This is a genomic window from Gordonia sp. (in: high G+C Gram-positive bacteria) (assembly GCF_047600385.1).
In the GTDB taxonomy this organism is placed as follows: domain Bacteria; phylum Actinomycetota; class Actinomycetes; order Mycobacteriales; family Mycobacteriaceae; genus Gordonia.
Genome location: NZ_JASGKZ010000001.1, coordinates 364,335 through 380,689 on the forward strand (window position 1 = coordinate 364,335; position 16,355 = coordinate 380,689).

A 16,355-nucleotide genomic window follows, 5' to 3' on the forward strand; every position below is an offset into this window, starting at 1 on the left:
GTCACAAGGGTAACAGCCCTCGCGGCAGTCCGCGGAAACAGCAGAACGCCGGGGTCCGACAGAGCGTTCTGTCGGACCCCGGCGTTCAGGTCCTGCGTCCGGTCGCCGGTCGGTCACCCGACCGGCGGAATCGGGCTCAGCCGGCCTCGCCCTCGGCGGCCTTGGTCAGCTCGACCGGCGCGTCCGGCACCGCGCGCGGACGCTCGGTACCGACGAAGGTGAACGTGGCGTCTTCGCCGTCGCCCTCGCCGTCCCAGCCCTCGACGTCGACCAGGACGATCTGGCCGGCGCCGATCTCGTTGAAGAGGATCTTCTCCGAGAGCTGGTCCTCGATCTCGCGCTGGATGGTGCGACGCAGCGGCCGCGCCCCCAGCACCGGATCGAAACCGCGCTTGGCCAGCAGGTTCTTGGCCTTGTCGGTGAGCTCGAGATCGATGTCCTTCACCTTCAGCTGCGCCTCGACGCGGCCGATCATCAGGTCGACCATCTGGATGATCTCGTCCTGCGTGAGCTGGTGGAAGACGATCACGTCGTCGATGCGGTTCAGGAACTCCGGACGGAAGTGCTTCTTCAGCTCGTCGTTGACCTTCTGCTTCATCCGGTCGTAGTTCGAGCCGCTGCCGTCGCTCTTGCTGAAGCCGATGCCGACGGCCTTGGAGATGTCCGACGTGCCCAGGTTCGAGGTGAAGATCAGCACGGTGTTCTTGAAGTCGACCGTACGACCCTGACCGTCGGTGAGACGACCGTCCTCGAGGACCTGCAGCAGGGTGTTGTAGATCTCCGGGTGAGCCTTCTCGATCTCGTCGAACAGGACCACCGAGAACGGCTTGCGGCGCACCTTCTCGGTGAGCTGGCCGCCCTCGTCGTAGCCGACGTACCCGGGAGGGGCGCCGAACAGCCGCGACGCGGTGAAGCGGTCGTGGAACTCGCCCATGTCGATCTGGATGAGCGCATCGTCCTCGCCGAACAGGAAGTTCGCCAGCGCCTTGGAGAGCTCGGTCTTGCCGACGCCGGACGGGCCGGCGAAGATGAACGAGCCCGACGGACGCTTGGGGTCCTTCAGACCGGCGCGGGTACGACGGATCGCCCGCGAGACCGCCTTGACGGCGTCCTCCTGGCCGATGATCCGCTTGTGCAGCTCGTCCTCCATACGGAGCAGCCGGGTGGTCTCCTCCTCGGTGAGCTTGAACACCGGGATGCCGGTCCAGTTGCCCAGGACCTCGGCGATCTCCTCGTCGCTGACCTCGGACACCACGTCCAGGTCGCCCGCCCGCCACTGCTTCTCCCGCTCGGCGCGCTCAGAGATCAACTGCTTCTCCTTGTCGCGGAGGCTGGCGGCCTTCTCGAAGTCCTGCGCGTCGATCGCGGACTCCTTCTCCTTGCGGGCGTCGGCGATGCGGTCGTCGAACTCGCGCAGGTCCGGCGGAGCGGTCATCCGGCGGATGCGCATGCGCGCCCCGGCCTCGTCGATCAGGTCGATCGCCTTGTCCGGCAGGAACCGGTCGTTGATGTAGCGGTCGGCCAGGGTCGCCGCCGCGGCCAGCGCCCCGTCGGTGATGGACACGCGGTGGTGCTGCTCGTAACGGTCGCGCAGACCCTTGAGGATCTCGATGGTGTGCTCCACCGAGGGCTCGCCCACCTGGACCGGCTGGAAACGACGTTCCAGCGCGGCATCCTTCTCGATGTACTTGCGGTACTCGTCGAGCGTGGTGGCGCCGATGGTCTGCAGCTCGCCGCGGGCCAGCTTCGGCTTCAGGATGCTGGCGGCGTCGATCGCGCCCTCGGCGGCGCCCGCCCCGACCAGCTGGTGCAGCTCGTCGATGAACAGGATGATGTCGCCGCGGGTGTTGATCTCCTTGAGCACCTTCTTCAGGCGCTCCTCGAAGTCGCCGCGGTAGCGGCTGCCGGCCACCAGTGAACCGAGGTCCAGGGTGTAGAGCTGCTTGTCCTTGAGGGTCTCCGGGACGTTGCCGGACACGATCGCCTGCGCCAGGCCCTCGACGACGGCGGTCTTGCCGACGCCGGGCTCGCCGATCAGCACCGGGTTGTTCTTGGTGCGGCGGGACAGCACCTGCATGACCCGCTCGATCTCCTTCTCGCGCCCGATCACCGGGTCGAGCTTGCCCTCGCCCGCGGCCGCGGTCAGGTTCCGGCCGAACTGGTCGAGGACCAGCGACGTCGACGGGGTGCCCGACGACTCCGAGGAACGACCGCCGGTGCCCGCGGCCTCCGGCTCCTTGCCCTGGTAGCCCGAGAGCAACTGGATCACCTGCTGGCGCACGCGGTTGAGGTCGGCGCCCAGCTTCACCAGGACCTGGGCGGCGACGCCCTCGCCCTCGCGGATCAGGCCGAGCAGGATGTGCTCGGTGCCGATGTAGTTGTGGCCCAGCTGCAGCGCCTCGCGCAGGCTCAGCTCCAGGACCTTCTTGGCCCGCGGGGTGAAGGGGATGTGCCCGGACGGAGCCTGCTGGCCCTGCCCGATGATCTCCTCGACCTGACTGCGCACGGCCTCCAGGGAGATCCCCAGCGACTCGAGCGCCTTGGCGGCGACACCCTCGCCCTCGTGGATCAGACCCAGGAGGATGTGCTCGGTGCCGATGTAATTGTGGTTGAGCATCCGCGCTTCTTCTTGCGCCAGGACGACGACTCGACGCGCGCGGTCGGTGAACCGTTCGAACATTGTTCTCCTCACATAGCTGGCCCCGGCAGCGAGCCACTTGTCTCCACTGTAGTGGTCGTCACGACAAGTGCGCCGGTCGACGTCGTACCTGCGGCCGCTCGGGGGTTCTGCTGATCTCAACGACGCACGCGGGAGCGATGTTCCACGGGCCGATACGCCGTGAGCGAACGTCGTGAAAGACTGGTCGCCATGTCGCGTGTGGAAAGCCGAGGCCGTCGTCGTCCGTTGGGGATCGCCGCCGTGGGCCTGCTCGGTTCGCTGGTGCTGGTGCTGACCGCGGGCGCGGTGCTGTGGGGACCGGCGGAGCCCGCCTACACCGCCTCCGACGGCCAGCTGCGCGTCTACACGTCGACGCCGCAGCCGGCCTGGACCCTCAGCGACGAGAACCTGCCCGGGATCTCCGGATCGGGCCAGATCACCGTCGACGACCATCAGGAACGGGACTGGCTGGTCGCCTACCCCTCCGCCTACGGCCGCGCGTTCCTCCTGATCGACGCCGCGACCGGCACGTTCCGCTGGGAGGAGCCGGTGCACGTGGGCCTCGGCGACTGCGCCATCGACGTCGACCACCGGGTGGGCTGCGCGATCAAGAACGGCACGGTGCCCGACGGTTTCTACATGATCGACGACGAGGGCGCCCCGAAGCACGCCGGGCCGCTCGACGACTCGGTCTCGGTGACCGCGGTGGGCCGCGACTTCCTGCGGGTGAACCAGTTCGGCCGCCAGGCCAGTCTGCGCACCCCCGAGGGCGTGGTCCGCTGGAGCCGCAGTTTCGCCGGCACCGCCTCCCCGCGCATGAGCTTCGGCACCCTGGTGGTCGACACCTCCGACGGCCGCGGCTTCGTCCTCGACCCCGACACCGGCTCGTCGATCGTCGAATGCGAGTCGTGCGACGTCCTGGTCTACGCCGGGGGCGTGCTGACCCAGAGCGGGGCCGGCGACGCCCGCGAGATCACCGTGTACCGACGCCAGGGCCTGGAGATCTCGTCGACCCCCGCCGGACAGGCGGAGGGCCTGACCGTGGTGCCCGGACCGTCGAACCTGCCGATCCTCACCGGCACCGGCTCGGGTCAGATCATGGAGACCGTCGGCCGGTACGAGGTGATCGACCCGGCCACCGGGCACGGCCTGTGGAAGGTGGCCGACGCGCAGCTCTCCAAGAGCAACACCCGGCCGTGCGGCTCGGTGGTCGCGCTGGCCAAGAAGGACCGCTCGCGGGTCTTCTACACCCTGGCCGACGGCCGCGCGCTCGGGTCGATGGCTCCGCCGTCGTACCTGGACCCGGACCAGAACCTCGACCTGCTGGAATGCGTGGGCACCAGCGGCGACGGCCGGTCGCGCACGACGTCGCTGTTCGCCAGCCGCGACAGGCTGACCGCGTTCGACGCCGAGACCGGCAAGCCCGCCTGGACGATGGACATCAACGGCACCGCCGCCGCCGTGAACGGTTACGTGGTGCTCACGCAGGGCCGCTCGATCACGATGCTCGCGCCCAGCTGACCCGTCTCGGGCGCCCCTGCCCGACGACCGCACCGCCCGGCGACCGCCTCGATCGGCGGCCGTGCCGGGGCGGCGCCGGGGCCGGTCAGCCGGCGAGGAACGCCTGCAGCGCCGCCGAGTACATGGGCACGTCCGCGGCGCCCATCAGTTCACGACTGCTGTGCATGGCCAGCTGCGGCGCCCCGACGTCGACGGTCCGCAGCCCCGTGCGGGTGGCCGTGAGCGGGCCGATGGTGGAACCGCAGGGCAGGTCGGCGCGGTGGACGTAGCGCTGCAGCGGCACCCCCGCGGCCCGACAGGCCAACGCGAACTCGGCTTCGCCGACCGCGTCGGAGGCGTACCGCAGGTTCTGATTCACCTTGAGGACCGGTCCCCCGCCGACGGCGATCAGGTGACCGGGCTCGTGCCGGTCCGGGTAGTTGGGGTGGGTGGCGTGCGCCATGTCGCCGGAGACGCAGATGCTCGCCGCCATGGTCCGCAGGAAGTCCTCGCGACCGCCGCCGAGTCCGGCCACCAGGCGCTCGCACACCGTCACCAGGAAGTCCGACGACGCGCCGCGCTCCGAACCGGAGCCGACCTCCTCGTGATCGAAGAGCGCCAGCATCGGGACCGCGTCGCCGGCCGCCGCATCGAGCAGGGCGCGCAGCCCCGCGTAGCAGGTGCCCTGGTTGTCCAGCCGGGGTGCGCTGAGGAATTCGGCGTCGGTGCCGATCAGCCGGGACGGCGCCAGGTCGTGCGTCATCAGTTCCCAGCCCAGCACGCCGCCCGGCGCCAGACCGGCGCGCGCGGCGACCCAGTCGACGATCGGCTCGGCCGATTCCACGCCGCGGAGCGCATCGACGTGCCGCTGCGGATCCAGGTGCACGCCCTTGCGGTCCTCGGACAGGTGGATCGCCAGCTGCGGCACCCGCAGCACCGGTTCGTCGATCGTCACCAGCGCGTACTCGACTCCGCTCGGCCCCTCGTAGGCCAGCCGACCGGACAGGCCGAGGTCGCGGTCGAGCCACGAGTTCAGCCAGGCCCCGCCGTAGGGCTCCAGGGCGACGGTCGCCAGACCCGCGCTGCGCCGGTCGGGATGCTGTTTGAGTCGCAGGTTCGGGCTGTCGGTGTGCCCGCCGACGATCCGCAGCGCCGCCCCGAGGGCGGCGCCGTCGCCGTTCCAGGCGATGAGCGAGCCGCCGCGGATCACATAGCGGCGGCCCGCCGCCTGCGTCCATTCGTCGGTCTCGTGCAGTCGGGAGTAGCCGGCGGCCTCCAGTTCAGCCGCGACCGTCGCGCAGACGTGGAAGGGCGACGGAGACGCGTCGACGAAGGCGCCGAGCCCCTCGGCGGTGGCGGAGGTGGTGATCATGGCGCCTTTCGACGAGCCCGAGGGGCGACGGAGACGGGTGTCAGACCGACGCGAGCACCGCGTCGATCGCCGAGTAGAACAGGCCCAGGCCGTCGTCGCTCGGACCGGTCAGCGGTTCCACCGCGTGCTCCGGGTGCGGCATCAGACCGACGACGCGGCCGTTCTCGCTGGTGATGCCCGCGATGTCCAGACGACTGCCGTTCGGGTTACCGCCGGCGTAGGTGAACACGATGCGTCCCTCGCCTTCGAGCTTCTCCAGCTCGTAGTCGGAGGCCACGTAGCGGCCCTCGCCCGACTTGAGCGGGATCAGGATCTCGGCGCCCTCGTCGTACCGGGTGGTCCACGCGGTCTGGTTGTTCTCCACGCGCAGCCACTGGTCCCGGCAGAGGAAGTGCAGGCCCTCGTTGCGGGCCAGGGCACCCGGGAGCAGTCCGGCCTCGCAGATGATCTGGAAGCCGTTGCAGATGCCCAGGACCGGCATGCCGCGTTCGGCCGCCGCGATCACCTCGGACATCACCGGCGCGAACTTGGCGATCGCGCCGCAGCGCAGGTAGTCGCCGTAGCTGAAGCCGCCGGGGACGACGACGGCGTCGACGCCCTTCAGGTCCGCGTCGCCGTGCCAGAGGCTCACGGCCTCGGCGCCGGCCAGTGTCGCGGCGCGGGCCGCGTCGACGTCGTCGAGGGTGCCGGGGAAGGTGATGACTCCGATCTTGGCGCTCATCGTCACTCCGAGACGCGGTGGACGGCGAAGTTCTCGATCACCGTGTTGGTGAGCAGTTCCTCGGCGATCCGCTCGAGCGCGGCATCGTCGACGGTGTCGTCCACCTCGAGCTCGAACCGCTTGCCCTGACGGACGTCGGCGACCCCGGCGAAACCGAGTCGCCCGAGGGCGCCGACGATGGCCTGCCCCTGCGGGTCCAGGATCTCGGCCTTGGGCATCACATCGACCACTACACGCGCCATCTCGGCATCGCTCCTCACACGCTGGAATGTCGGCCTCTACCCTACCGCGGCTTCGATCGCGGCGATCACCTCGGGAGCGTCCGGAGCGGTCCGCGGCCGGAAGCGCGCCAGCACCTCTCCGTCGGCGGAGACCAGGAACTTCTCGAAGTTCCACTGGACGTCGCCCGCGGCCCCCTCCGCGTCGGCCTTCTCGGTGAGCGCGGCGTACAGCGGATGCCGCCCCTCGCCGTTCACGTCGGCCTTCGCCAGCAGCGGGAAGTCGACGCCGTAGGTCGTCGAGCAGAACTCGGCGATCTCCTCGGCCGTGCCGGGCTCCTGTCCCATGAACTGGTTGCAGGGCACCCCGACCACGGTCAGGCCGCGATCCCGGTAGCCCTTCGCCAGTTCCACCAGCGTCGAGTACTGCGGCGTCAGTCCGCACCGGGATGCCACGTTCACGATCAGCAGCGGACCGGGCAGATCGGCCAGCGAGAAGTCGGAGCCGTCGAGGGCCTCGACCGGAATGTCCTTGATGCCGTGTGCGGTGTCAGTCATGACCTTCAGCCTAGAACGATCAGTGACCAAGGTCACCGATAATTGTGTTGCAACAATAGTTGCGTGGACGCGATCATTGCTCGGTGCCTTCGCCTACCGAACTCGACGCCCCCGTCGACGATCACACCGCCGCCGCCGTGGCGGACTTCGTCGGACGGGTGCTCGCGGCGACCCGGGCGGCGACCGCCGAGACGCTGGCGTCCACCGACCTCACGTTCTCGCAGGTACGCGTCCTCTTCGTCCTGATGCAGAACGACGACGGGCTCCCCACCCACGAGGTGGCCGAACAGGTGAACCTCTCGCTGGCCGCCACCGGCCGCGCCGCCGACCGCCTGGTCGCGGTCGGTCTCGTGGACCGGCGCGAGGATCCGCGCGACCGCCGCGTGAAGCGGCTCTCGCTGAGCGAATCGGGCAGCGACCTGATGGCCAATCACGTCCGGCTCCGCGACGAGGACGTCCGAGTGCTCCTCGAACCGCTGCCCACCGACCTCCGCAGTCGGCTCCGCGACGTGCTCGCCGCAGCCGTCGCCTACCTGCCCGACCACGGCATCTGCCGCGGTCCCCGACCTCCGACCTGCTGACCGTCAGCCCTCCACAGAGAAGGAATCCCATGTCTCAGGCCACTCCGGCCGCTGCGGCACCCGACAAGCTCGGACGCGACGTCTTCGTCGTGGCCGGCGTCGTGGTGCTCGGCGCCATCATGTCCATCCTGGACGTCACCGTCGTCGCGGTGGCGCAACCGACCTTCATCAACGACTTCGGCACCACCGCCGCGGGCGCCGCCTGGTCCATGACCGGCTACACCCTCGCGCTGGCCGCCGTGATCCCGATCGCCAGCTGGGCGGTCGGCCGCTTCGGCGCCAAGAAGGTCTACATGACCTCGCTGGTGCTGTTCGTGATCGGCTCGATCCTGTGCGCCATGGCCACCAGCATCGGCACGCTGGTCGCCTTCCGCATGATCCAGGGCCTCGGCGGCGGCCTCCTGATGCCCGTCGGCATGATGATCATGACCCGCGCCGCCGGCCCCGAGCGGGTCGGTTCGGTGATGGCCGTGCTCGGCATCCCGATGCTGCTCGGCCCCATCGCCGGCCCGATCCTCGGCGGCTGGCTGATCGAGATCGCCAGCTGGCACTGGGTGTTCCTGATCAACATCCCGATCGGCGTCGTCGCCGTGATCTACGCGTGGTTCGCCCTGAAGGACGACGACGAGAAGACCAAGTCGTCCATCGACTTCCTCGGCCTCGCCCTGCTCTCGCCCGGTCTGGCGCTGTTCCTGTTCGGCGTCTCCTCGAGCGCCGAGCACAAGACCTTCAACCACACCGGCGTCTACATCCCGATGATCATCGGCGCCGTCCTCATCGTCGGCTTCGTGGCGCACGCGCTCCGCAGCAAGAAGCCGCTGCTGGACCTGCGGCTGTTCAAGAACCGCACCCTGGCCATCTCGGTGATCACCATGGTCACCTTCATGGTCGCGTTCTTCGGCGCATCGCTGCTGTACCCGCAGTACTTCATCACCGTGCGCGGCGAGTCGACGCTGATCGCCGGCCTGCTGCTGGCGCCGCAGGGCATCGGCGCCATGCTCACCATGCCGATCGCCGGCAAGATGACCGACAAGATCGGACCGGGCAAGTTCGTGCTCGGCGGCCTGGTGCTGATCCTGATCGGCGTCTCGACCTTCACCCAGCTCACCGCGGACACCCCGTACTGGATCATCTGCCTGGCGCTGTTCGTCCAGGGCCTCGGCATGGGCATGACGATGATGCCGATCATGTCGTCGGCGCTGGCCTCGCTGAAGGGCGCGCAGGTGCCCGACGGTTCCACGCTGGTGAACGTGATCCAGCAGACCAGCTCGTCCATCGGCACCGCCGTGATCACCGTGATCTACACCGGCCTGCTGACCGCGCCGGCCATGCTCGCCCAGCTCTCCAACACCATGCCCGCGCTGCTCCCGAAGCAGTTCACCTCGCTGCCCGCACCGGCGCAGGAGCAGGCCATCGCGGCCGGTCTGGACGAAGCCGCCTCGGCGTTCGCCGACACCTTCATCATCGCCGTGGTGCTCATCGCGATCACCTTCGTCCCGGCCTTCTTCCTGCCCCGCAAGAAGATCGTCGCCGCACACTCCGAGGACGTCGACCTCGACGGCGACGGCGGCCCCGCCGCCCCGGTGATCATGCACTGATCCCGGCGACCGCACGCGGGCGGCTCAGCGGCTCAGGGCCTTCTCGCCCGACGCCTTCCCCAGGCTCGCGTGCATCGACAGGAACGCTTCGACGGCGCCCCGGAACATCTCCGGGGCGTCGTCGTGTATCAGGTGCCCGGCACCCGGGACGCGCAGCAGCGTCGAGAGCGGATTGCGCCGCGCCATCTCGGCCATCTGCCCGGCCGGGGTGACCGAGTACTCGGCCTCCAACAGCAACGACGGCGCCTCCACCCGCTCCCACCGATCCCAGAAGTCCCGGCCGCCCCACTCCTCGGCCAGCGCCGCCCACACCGGGATCCGGCCGTGCAGCCGCCCGTCGTCGAACGCCTCGTAGAAGTAACGTCCGGCGACCGGCCCGAAGTGCGCGACGGCCTCGTCCAGGCTCGCGAACCGCTCGGGCCAGGACTCGAACCACGGCGCCCACGACCCGGTGGTCTGCCCCCGGAAGTCCGGCGCCATGTCCTCGACGACGACGGCGGACACCAGCTCGGGGAACTCCGCCGCGGTGCACCACGCGTGCAGGCCGCCCATCGAATGGCCGATCAGCACCGCCGGACCGCGGTCGATCCAGGTGAGGATCTCGGCGACGTCGCCCACGAAACGCTCGGTGGACAGCTCCTCCGGGGTCGGGTCGCCCACCCGGTCCGCGCCCTGGTGGAATGCGGCGTCGAAGGTGAAGACCCGCCCGTAATCGCGCAGCCAGGGGATCTGCCGCCGCCAGGTGCGGCCCCGGCCCATCAATCCGTGGAGCAGGACGATCGCGCCGAAACCGTCGTCGTCGCCACCGTGATCGAGCAGTCCCCCAGAGCATTCCACGGCACCGAGAGTAACCACCGGATGTGCTCTTCGCCTCACCGGAGGTGCCGGTGGCGGCCGAGTAGTGTCGGGGCATGGCTGTTGTGAAGATCAATGCGATTCATGTCCCCGAAGGGCAGGGCCCGGAACTGGAGAAGCGCTTCGCCGCGCGCGCCGGTGTGGTCGAGGGGTCGGCCGGCTTCCTCGGATTCCAGCTGCTGCGCCCGGTCAAGGGCGACGACCGCTACTTCGTCGTCACCCAGTGGGAGGACGAGGAGAGCTTCCAGGCGTGGGCCGGCGGCGACGCCCGCGCCGCCCACAAGAGCGACCGCAAGCCGGTCGCCAGCGGCGCCGACCTGCTGGAGTTCGAGGTCGTGTTGGACGTCTCTCCTCGAGTCTGACGCGCCCGGCTCCGTGCGGGGCGGGGCCGGACGACGATCTTCGGTCTCACCGGATCCTCGCCACGCGACCGGTGTCGAGAAAGCGTCCGCCCGCTGATCGAGCGGAGTCGAGACCTCCCTCTCCGCGGCCTCAACCCGCTGATCGAGCGAAGTCGAGACCTCCCTCTCCGCGGTCTCAACCCGCTGATCGAGCGAAGTCGAGATCCCCCTCTCCATGGTCTCGACTTCGCTCGACCAACGAAGGAGGCTCGACCGACAAAGGGGACTCAACCGGCGAAGAGGACTCGACCGGCGAAGAGGACTCGACCAACGAAGAGGACTCGGCCGGCGAGAGGGGAACTCGACCGACGAGAAAGGCGTTCGCGGCTCGGGGAGCGGGGCCGCGAGTCACGGAGTCGGGGCCGGTGACGGGGTCTCGGCGGTCGTCGACGGCGGGGTGACCCGCATCGTCGTCTCCTGCGGCGTCCCGTCGCGTTCGGCCACCAGGTCGGCGAGCGTCTCGTCGGTGATGATCTCCGCCTCGGTGATCATCCATCTCTCGCCGCGCCGCTCCATCGTGTAGAGCACCCGGCTGGGGTTCACCTGGATGTCGTCGGTGCCCGACCGCGAGGCCGACTGGTTGATGAACAGCAGCACCTTCGCGGTGTCCCGGGTGTTCTCGACGACGCCGGACCCCTGGTCGGTGACCGTCGCGACCACCTTCTGCTCCTTGACCTGCTCGGCGATCCGCTCCCCGAGGACGTTCCGCTCGTACTCCTCCTTGGCCGCACCGGTGAGCACGCCCATCATGAAGGTGATGTTGTCGGAGATGTTCTCCGGGGTCCACGCGTACATCTTCTGGACGTACTCACGAGCGGCGTCCAGTGCACTGGTCCGGGCGTTCTCCACCGACCGGGCCTGCCCGTACAGCACGCCGAGCACGACGGCGACGACCACCGCCGCCGTCACCAGCGCTGCGAACACCGCGGTCGAGATCCTGCGCATCGTCACCACACGAACTCCAGATCGGTCACCTTCAGTTCGCCGTTCAGCCGGGTCATCCCCACCTGGTAGCGGAAGGTCTGGAACAGCGGAGCCTCGCTCGCCCCTTCCGCGCTCGTCCCTTCCGCGCTCTTCTCTTCTGCGCTCGTCCCTTCCGCGCTCTTCCCTTCTGCGGCCTTCCCACCGGTCTTCTTGCTGCGGTGCTCCCAGCCGACCACCATCAGGACCTCGCCCTCCTCCGGCGTCGCCTTGCTCACCGCCTCGGTCAGGACGGTGGTCCGCGTGACCGCATCGCCCTTGCGGATCAGTTCCGCGACGGTCTTCATGTTGTCCCGGAACACCTGCTGCGCGCGGCCGCTCGTCTTCTCCATGGCCAGCTTGTACATGTTGTCGGCGTTGTCGGCGTCGAGCGTGGTCATCTGCACCACCACCTCGCGGGCGAAACCGGCGTATTCGGCACGCAGATCGCGCTGGTCGGCGAGCTGCGCGTAACGCATGCCGAAGAACACCGAGAGCACCGTGCCGATCACCAGGACCACCGCACCCGCGCTCGACACGAGCACGCGGGTGGTGGTGCGGGGCACCGCCGGCCGCGCTGCCGCGGTGCGCTTCTTCTCGGCGTCCTTCTTCGCAGCGCTCTTCATTCCGGAGTTCTTCGTCCCCGAACTCTTCACCGCAGAGTTCTTCGCCGCGGTGGACTCCGCCGATTTGCGCTTGCCTGCGGGGGCGGTCTTCTTCACCCGGTCCAGCGGGCTGCTCCTGCGGACCACAGGTGCGGCCGGCTTCTCCGGTGCCGGGCCCGGGGCGGCCGCGCCGTCCCGGTCCGCGTCGTCCCGGTTCACGTCGTTCGGCTCCCGGTCCTCCGGGTCTGCCGTGTCCCGGTCTGTGGTGTCGGGGCCTGGGTCGTCGGGGTTCAGGACTCCACCGTCTTCGTGATCAGTTCGTACCATTTCGTCTTCTTCGACCCCGCCTGCTCGCCCAGTCCTGCGTCGTAGACCCGGCCGTCCGGACCGATGAACTCTCCCGTGTCAGGATCGTACGTCGTCGCGTAGACGGCGGGCGCGGGGTCGTGCGTCGTCGGGGTCCCCGGCACCAGATGTCCGGCGGGCTGCCTCGGCAGGCCCGTCCCGGGCAGCCCGTTCGGGAAGGCCACGTTGTCGCGCGGCGACGGCCGGTAACCGGTCCGGCATTCGGCCGGGGTCGGCGCCCGACGACCCGGCTGCTGCACGCACGGGAAGTTCCGCGCGCCGCGGACCGAGGTCTGCGCGTTCTGCGGGAGCCGGCACAGGGTGCCGGGTGGGACGTCCTGCGGGGTCTGCGCGTTCGGGAACCGCCAGTCCGACGGCGGGACGAACCCGACGGTGCAGGTCGGCGGATCCTGGAAGCCGAGGGTGAAGTTCACGTTCGGGCCGTGCCGGTTGGATCCGTTGTTGATGGCCGTGATGAGCGCGGAGAGCACCCGCGGGTACAGCACCACCGTCTGTTTCAGATTCGGCAGGTAGACGGCCATCGTGCGCGCGTTGACCCGCAGGTTCCCGATCGCGACGGGGAAGGTCTCGGCGACGTCGTCGAACAGTCTGGTCGCCGCGGCGGCGGTCCCCGGCCCCTTCCGCAGCACTCCGCTGATGTTGGTCCGGTGTTCGCGGAGGGTGTCGGCGGTGATCTGCAGGTTCCGGGTCCACTCCCGGATCTCGCCCGCGGTGCGGTTCTGGGTGCCCAGGATCGGCCCGGCCTCGTCGATCAGATCGGTCACCGCGCCGATGTTCTCCTCGGCCGCGCCGACGAAGAGGATCATCGAGTCGAGCAGTCGGCGGAGCTCCGGGCCGGTGCCGTTGAACGCCAGGAACGTCTCGTCGAGCACCTGCCGCAGCCGGGTGTCGTCGACGGCGGTCAGCAGTGCGTCGGCCTGGTCGAGCATCGAGGAGATCTCGACCGGCATGTCGGCGTCGTGCACGGCCACCCGGTCGCCGTCGTGCAGCAGGTCCCCGCTCGGGTTCGACGGCGGGGTGAACGTGACGAACTGCTCGCCGACGGCGGACATGCTGCGCACCGTGGCGTTCGAGTTCTTCGGGATGGCCGCGCCGTTGCCGATGGTGAGTTCGGCCTCGACGCCGTCGGCGGTGAGCCAGACCCCGGTCACCTTGCCGACGTCCACGCCGCGGAAGCTCACGTTCGCGTTCTGGTACAGCCCGCCGGTCGCGGGCATCTGCAGGGTCACCCGGTAGCTGCCGATCCCGAACATCGCCGGGATCCGGACGTAGAACACCGCCACCGCGAGCATCGCGACCACCGCGACGATCGCGAAGATCGTCAGCTGGCCGCGGATGAACGACGTGATCTTCATCGGTGGCCTCCCCCGGTGCTCGTCGGTGTCGGGCCGGTCGACGTGCTGCTGTGCGGTGCGGTGCGCGCGGGCGTCGACGACCGCGGTGCACCCGGCGCCCGGCTGTTCGGGGTCTGCCCGCGCGGGGTCTGCCGGTTCCGGCCGAACGGCGCGGTCAGCGGGTCCGTGGAACGTCGTGCGTTGCCGGCCGACGTGCCGAGCAGCCCTTCGGGCCCGGTGAGTCCGACCGAGGTGAGCATCGTGCGGTTCAACCGGTCGAAGGTCAGGTCGAGCACCAGATCGGAGTTGACGTAGTCGCCTTTGACGAGGGTGGAGATCTGTTCCTGCAGGAACGGGAAGGTCAGCAGGATCCGCAGCGAGTTGGTCAGCGCCGGACCGGTCTGGGAGAGCTGGTCCAGCAGGGCCCGCATGTTCGGCACGATCACCTCGATGTCGTCGGTGCTGCGGTCCATGATCTGATTCGCCGTCGCCGAGAGCCTGCCCACCGCGTCGAGCGAGGCGATCAGGTTCTTCCGCTGGTCCACCAGCAGCTGGAGGATCTGCGGACCGGAGTCGAGGGCTCGGGCGACGACCGGTCCCTGCGCATCGATCCGCGCGGTGAGACGATCCAGTCCGCGGGTGGCGGTGATGATGTCGCCGGTCTGCTTCTCCAGGTCGGTCATCAGCGTGTCGAGCCGCGGGATCAGGGAGGAGAGTTCGTCGCCGCGGCCGCCCAGCGCGTCGCTGAGTTCGGCCACCACGTCGCCCAGCCGGCCCAGGCCACCGCCGTTGAGCACCACCGACAGCGAGCTGAGGACCTGTTCGGTGGTCGGGTAGCGGCACGGATCGATGTGCTGCGCCAGCGTGACGCCCGGGATCGGTCTCCCCTGCGGCTGCGCCAGGTCGTCCGCTTCCGGGCAGTCGGTGGCGGCCAGGGCGCCGCCGGGCGCCACGAGCTCGCCGCTCGGATGCTCCGGCGGCACGATCTCCAAGTGCGACGATCCCAGCACGCTCGTCATCGAGACCATCGCGTGCGAGCCGCGGGGGACCTTCACGTCCTTCTCCAGGCGGACGGTCACCTTCGCCGACCAGTTCACCACCTCGATGCGGGCGACGCTGCCGACGGTGGTGTCCCGCATCATCACCGGGGCGTTGCGCACCAGGTCGGCGGCCGACGGGATGATCGCGGTGACCCGGTAGGCGCCCTCGCCGGTGCCGCGGGCGCCGATCGACGACAGCGCGTCGACGTGGTCGCCGCAGGCGGCGAGGGGCAGCAGCAGGGTCGCCGCGACGACGACGGCCGGGATCCTCCGGACGGCGCCCATCAGTTGCCCCCGAACGGCAGGAGCAGTTTGAGCATCGGGTCGGGCGGGTTCGGCTCGGTGCTCGCGGCGTCCCGTTCGGCGACACCGGTCCGGGCGCGCTGTCTCACGCTCTCGTTCTGGTAGGTGATCATGTCCGGGGTCGCGGCCCGCCCGATCAGCGGATTGGCGACGAACGGCGGGAAGTTCACCGCGAGGTCCTTGAGGATCGGCGCCAGCAGGTCCACGCACTTCTCCACCCCGTCCTCGGTGTCCAGGGGGCGTTCGGTCGCGGCCAGCGAGCCGCAGAGCAGCGTGATCAGGTTGTTGCCCATGCCGAGGCCGAAGACGCCGTCGAGCGAACCGGTCAGCGGGTTGTAGATGTTGTAGAAGTTGGCGAGCTGGTTCGGCGCCGAGTGCAGCAGGCCGCGCAGCCCCTCGTCGTTCTTCCGCAGGGTCGTGGTGAACGGGGCCAGTCTCGCCATGGTCGCCGACATCGTGGCAGTGTTGGCATCCAGGAACCGTCTCAGGTCGCCGAGCGCCTCGTCGAGGCCGCTCAGCGCGTCGCCGAGCGCCTCGTCGCTGTCGGCGAGCACCGAGCTCACCGAGGCCATCCGGCCGTTGAACTGCACCAGTTGCTGCTGGTTCTTCGACAGCAGTTCGGTGAGTTTCTGCAGGTTCTTCACCGTCGCGAACAGGTCGTCGCGGTTCTCCGCCAGCGTCCCCGTCACGGCGGACAGCTCCCGGATCGCGAGCGCCATCGATCGGCCGTTGCCGTCCAGGTTGGCCGCGGCCACGTCGACCGCCTTCGCGGCGGTCCCCCGGTCGACCGGTCCGTCCTCGCTCGTCGCCGGCCCGAGCACCGCGCTCAGCTCGTCGAGCTGTTTCTTGACGTCGTCCCACTCCATCGGCACGGCGGTGCGCTCCATCGGGATGTCGCTCGCGCCGGCGGCGAGCTTCGGCCCGCCCTCGTAGGTCGGGGTCAGCTGCACGAACCGGCCGGAGACCAGGGACTGCGCGACGATCACCGCGCGCACGTCGGCGGGGAGGGACACGTCGTCGTCGATCCGCATCACGATGCGGACGTCGCGGCTGCGCGGCTCGATCTTCTCCACCTTCCCCACCGGGACGCCGATCACCCGGACCGAGTCGCCCTGGTACAGGCCGGTGACCGACGGGAAGTAGGCGGTGACCAGCCGGGTGGTGGCGTGCTGCCTGCCCAGCACGACGAGCAGCGCGATCAGGACGGCGACCAGGATCAGCGCGGCCGACGCGATCACGCGGCGCGGCAGGGAGAGCCCGGGGAAGCGGTCGGATGCGGTCATG

General features: G+C 69.6%; 15 protein-coding genes. 4 read left to right on the top strand and 11 right to left on the bottom strand.

Translation table 11 applies throughout. The annotated features are described in order from the left end of the window. Positions 1-136: 136 nt before the first annotated feature. Positions 137-2,680, bottom strand: a complete 2,544-nt coding sequence (locus QM809_RS01615) for an ATP-dependent Clp protease ATP-binding subunit (RefSeq protein WP_415044101.1) — start codon at positions 2,678-2,680, stop codon at positions 137-139. Between the two features lie 189 nt (positions 2,681-2,869). Here QM809_RS01615 and QM809_RS01620 point away from each other — a divergent pair, with 189 nt between their 5' ends. Then, positions 2,870-4,180, top strand: a complete 1,311-nt coding sequence (locus QM809_RS01620) for a hypothetical protein (RefSeq protein WP_415044102.1) — start codon at positions 2,870-2,872, stop codon at positions 4,178-4,180. Positions 4,181-4,265: 85 nt separating this feature from the next. Here the strand turns inward: QM809_RS01620 and QM809_RS01625 are convergent, their stop codons facing one another. From QM809_RS01625 to QM809_RS01640, 4 genes are read right to left on the bottom strand one after another with little or no spacing between them, the layout of a single operon-like run. Further along, the gene (locus QM809_RS01625; protein ID WP_415044103.1) at positions 4,266-5,531 is read right to left on the bottom strand and encodes a M18 family aminopeptidase; all 1,266 of its coding nucleotides are present in this window, start codon (positions 5,529-5,531) and stop codon (positions 4,266-4,268) included. A 40-nt stretch (positions 5,532-5,571) separates the two neighbouring features. Further along, the gene (gene purQ, locus QM809_RS01630) at positions 5,572-6,252 is read right to left on the bottom strand and encodes a phosphoribosylformylglycinamidine synthase subunit PurQ (RefSeq protein ID WP_415044104.1); all 681 of its coding nucleotides are present in this window, start codon (positions 6,250-6,252) and stop codon (positions 5,572-5,574) included. A 2-nt stretch (positions 6,253-6,254) separates the two neighbouring features. Beyond that, positions 6,255-6,494: a phosphoribosylformylglycinamidine synthase subunit PurS gene (gene purS, locus QM809_RS01635; RefSeq protein ID WP_415044105.1), complete on the bottom strand. Its 240-nt coding sequence runs from the start codon at positions 6,492-6,494 to the stop codon at positions 6,255-6,257. Positions 6,495-6,530: 36 nt separating this feature from the next. After that, positions 6,531-7,028, bottom strand: a complete 498-nt coding sequence (locus QM809_RS01640) for a glutathione peroxidase (protein ID WP_415044106.1) — start codon at positions 7,026-7,028, stop codon at positions 6,531-6,533. Between the two features lie 83 nt (positions 7,029-7,111). On the opposite strand from QM809_RS01640, the gene QM809_RS01645 reads away from it, so the two are divergent. Next, positions 7,112-7,609 carry a MarR family winged helix-turn-helix transcriptional regulator gene (locus QM809_RS01645; RefSeq protein ID WP_415044107.1) on the top strand — a complete coding sequence of 166 codons (498 nt, stop codon included), beginning with the start codon at positions 7,112-7,114 and terminating at the stop codon, positions 7,607-7,609. 29 nt (positions 7,610-7,638) lie between these two features. Further along, entirely contained in the window at positions 7,639-9,207 is a 1,569-nt protein-coding gene (locus tag QM809_RS01650; protein ID WP_415044108.1) for a DHA2 family efflux MFS transporter permease subunit, read from the top strand. A 24-nt stretch (positions 9,208-9,231) separates the two neighbouring features. On the opposite strand, the gene QM809_RS01655 is transcribed toward QM809_RS01650, so the two are convergent. After that, complete coding sequence (locus QM809_RS01655; protein ID WP_415044109.1) at positions 9,232-10,044, bottom strand: alpha/beta fold hydrolase; 813 nt, start codon at positions 10,042-10,044, stop codon at positions 9,232-9,234. A gap of 74 nt (positions 10,045-10,118) precedes the next feature. On the opposite strand from QM809_RS01655, the gene QM809_RS01660 reads away from it, so the two are divergent. After that, complete coding sequence (locus tag QM809_RS01660; RefSeq protein WP_415044110.1) at positions 10,119-10,424, top strand: antibiotic biosynthesis monooxygenase family protein; 306 nt, start codon at positions 10,119-10,121, stop codon at positions 10,422-10,424. Between the two features lie 387 nt (positions 10,425-10,811). On the opposite strand, the gene QM809_RS01665 is transcribed toward QM809_RS01660, so the two are convergent. From QM809_RS01665 to QM809_RS01685, 5 genes are all read right to left on the bottom strand, one after another. Further along, positions 10,812-11,408 carry a hypothetical protein gene (locus QM809_RS01665; protein WP_415044111.1) on the bottom strand — a complete coding sequence of 199 codons (597 nt, stop codon included), beginning with the start codon at positions 11,406-11,408 and terminating at the stop codon, positions 10,812-10,814. Between the two features lie 2 nt (positions 11,409-11,410). Then, on the bottom strand, positions 11,411-12,247 hold the full coding sequence (locus QM809_RS01670; RefSeq protein WP_415044112.1) for a hypothetical protein: 837 nt from the start codon (positions 12,245-12,247) through the stop codon (positions 11,411-11,413). 71 nt (positions 12,248-12,318) lie between these two features. Next, positions 12,319-13,749 (bottom strand): MCE family protein, encoded by a 1,431-nt coding sequence (locus tag QM809_RS01675; protein WP_415044113.1) that lies wholly within the window; start codon positions 13,747-13,749, stop codon positions 12,319-12,321. After that, positions 13,746-15,053 carry an MlaD family protein gene (locus tag QM809_RS01680; RefSeq protein WP_415044114.1) on the bottom strand — a complete coding sequence of 436 codons (1,308 nt, stop codon included), beginning with the start codon at positions 15,051-15,053 and terminating at the stop codon, positions 13,746-13,748. The genes QM809_RS01675 and QM809_RS01680 overlap by 4 nt, the downstream gene beginning before the upstream one ends. Next, a complete protein-coding gene (locus QM809_RS01685) occupies positions 15,053-16,354 on the bottom strand; it encodes an MCE family protein (protein ID WP_415044115.1) in 1,302 nt (433 codons plus the stop codon). The genes QM809_RS01680 and QM809_RS01685 overlap by 1 nt, the downstream gene beginning before the upstream one ends. Between the last annotated feature and the right edge of the window lies 1 nt (position 16,355).

Coding starts and splice junctions, on each gene's coding strand:
- QM809_RS01640 (WP_415044106.1), bottom strand. CDS start 7,028: ATGACTGACACCGCACACGGCATCAAGGACATTCCGGTCGAGGCCCTC.
- QM809_RS01615 (WP_415044101.1), bottom strand. CDS start 2,680: ATGTTCGAACGGTTCACCGACCGCGCGCGTCGAGTCGTCGTCCTGGCG.
- QM809_RS01650 (WP_415044108.1), top strand. CDS start 7,639: ATGTCTCAGGCCACTCCGGCCGCTGCGGCACCCGACAAGCTCGGACGC.
- QM809_RS01675 (WP_415044113.1), bottom strand. CDS start 13,749: ATGAAGATCACGTCGTTCATCCGCGGCCAGCTGACGATCTTCGCGATC.
- QM809_RS01620 (WP_415044102.1), top strand. CDS start 2,870: ATGTCGCGTGTGGAAAGCCGAGGCCGTCGTCGTCCGTTGGGGATCGCC.
- purQ (WP_415044104.1), bottom strand. CDS start 6,252: ATGAGCGCCAAGATCGGAGTCATCACCTTCCCCGGCACCCTCGACGAC.
- QM809_RS01625 (WP_415044103.1), bottom strand. CDS start 5,531: ATGATCACCACCTCCGCCACCGCCGAGGGGCTCGGCGCCTTCGTCGAC.
- QM809_RS01665 (WP_415044111.1), bottom strand. CDS start 11,408: ATGCGCAGGATCTCGACCGCGGTGTTCGCAGCGCTGGTGACGGCGGCG.
- QM809_RS01680 (WP_415044114.1), bottom strand. CDS start 15,053: ATGGGCGCCGTCCGGAGGATCCCGGCCGTCGTCGTCGCGGCGACCCTG.
- purS (WP_415044105.1), bottom strand. CDS start 6,494: ATGGCGCGTGTAGTGGTCGATGTGATGCCCAAGGCCGAGATCCTGGAC.
- QM809_RS01685 (WP_415044115.1), bottom strand. CDS start 16,354: ATGACCGCATCCGACCGCTTCCCCGGGCTCTCCCTGCCGCGCCGCGTG.
- QM809_RS01660 (WP_415044110.1), top strand. CDS start 10,119: ATGGCTGTTGTGAAGATCAATGCGATTCATGTCCCCGAAGGGCAGGGC.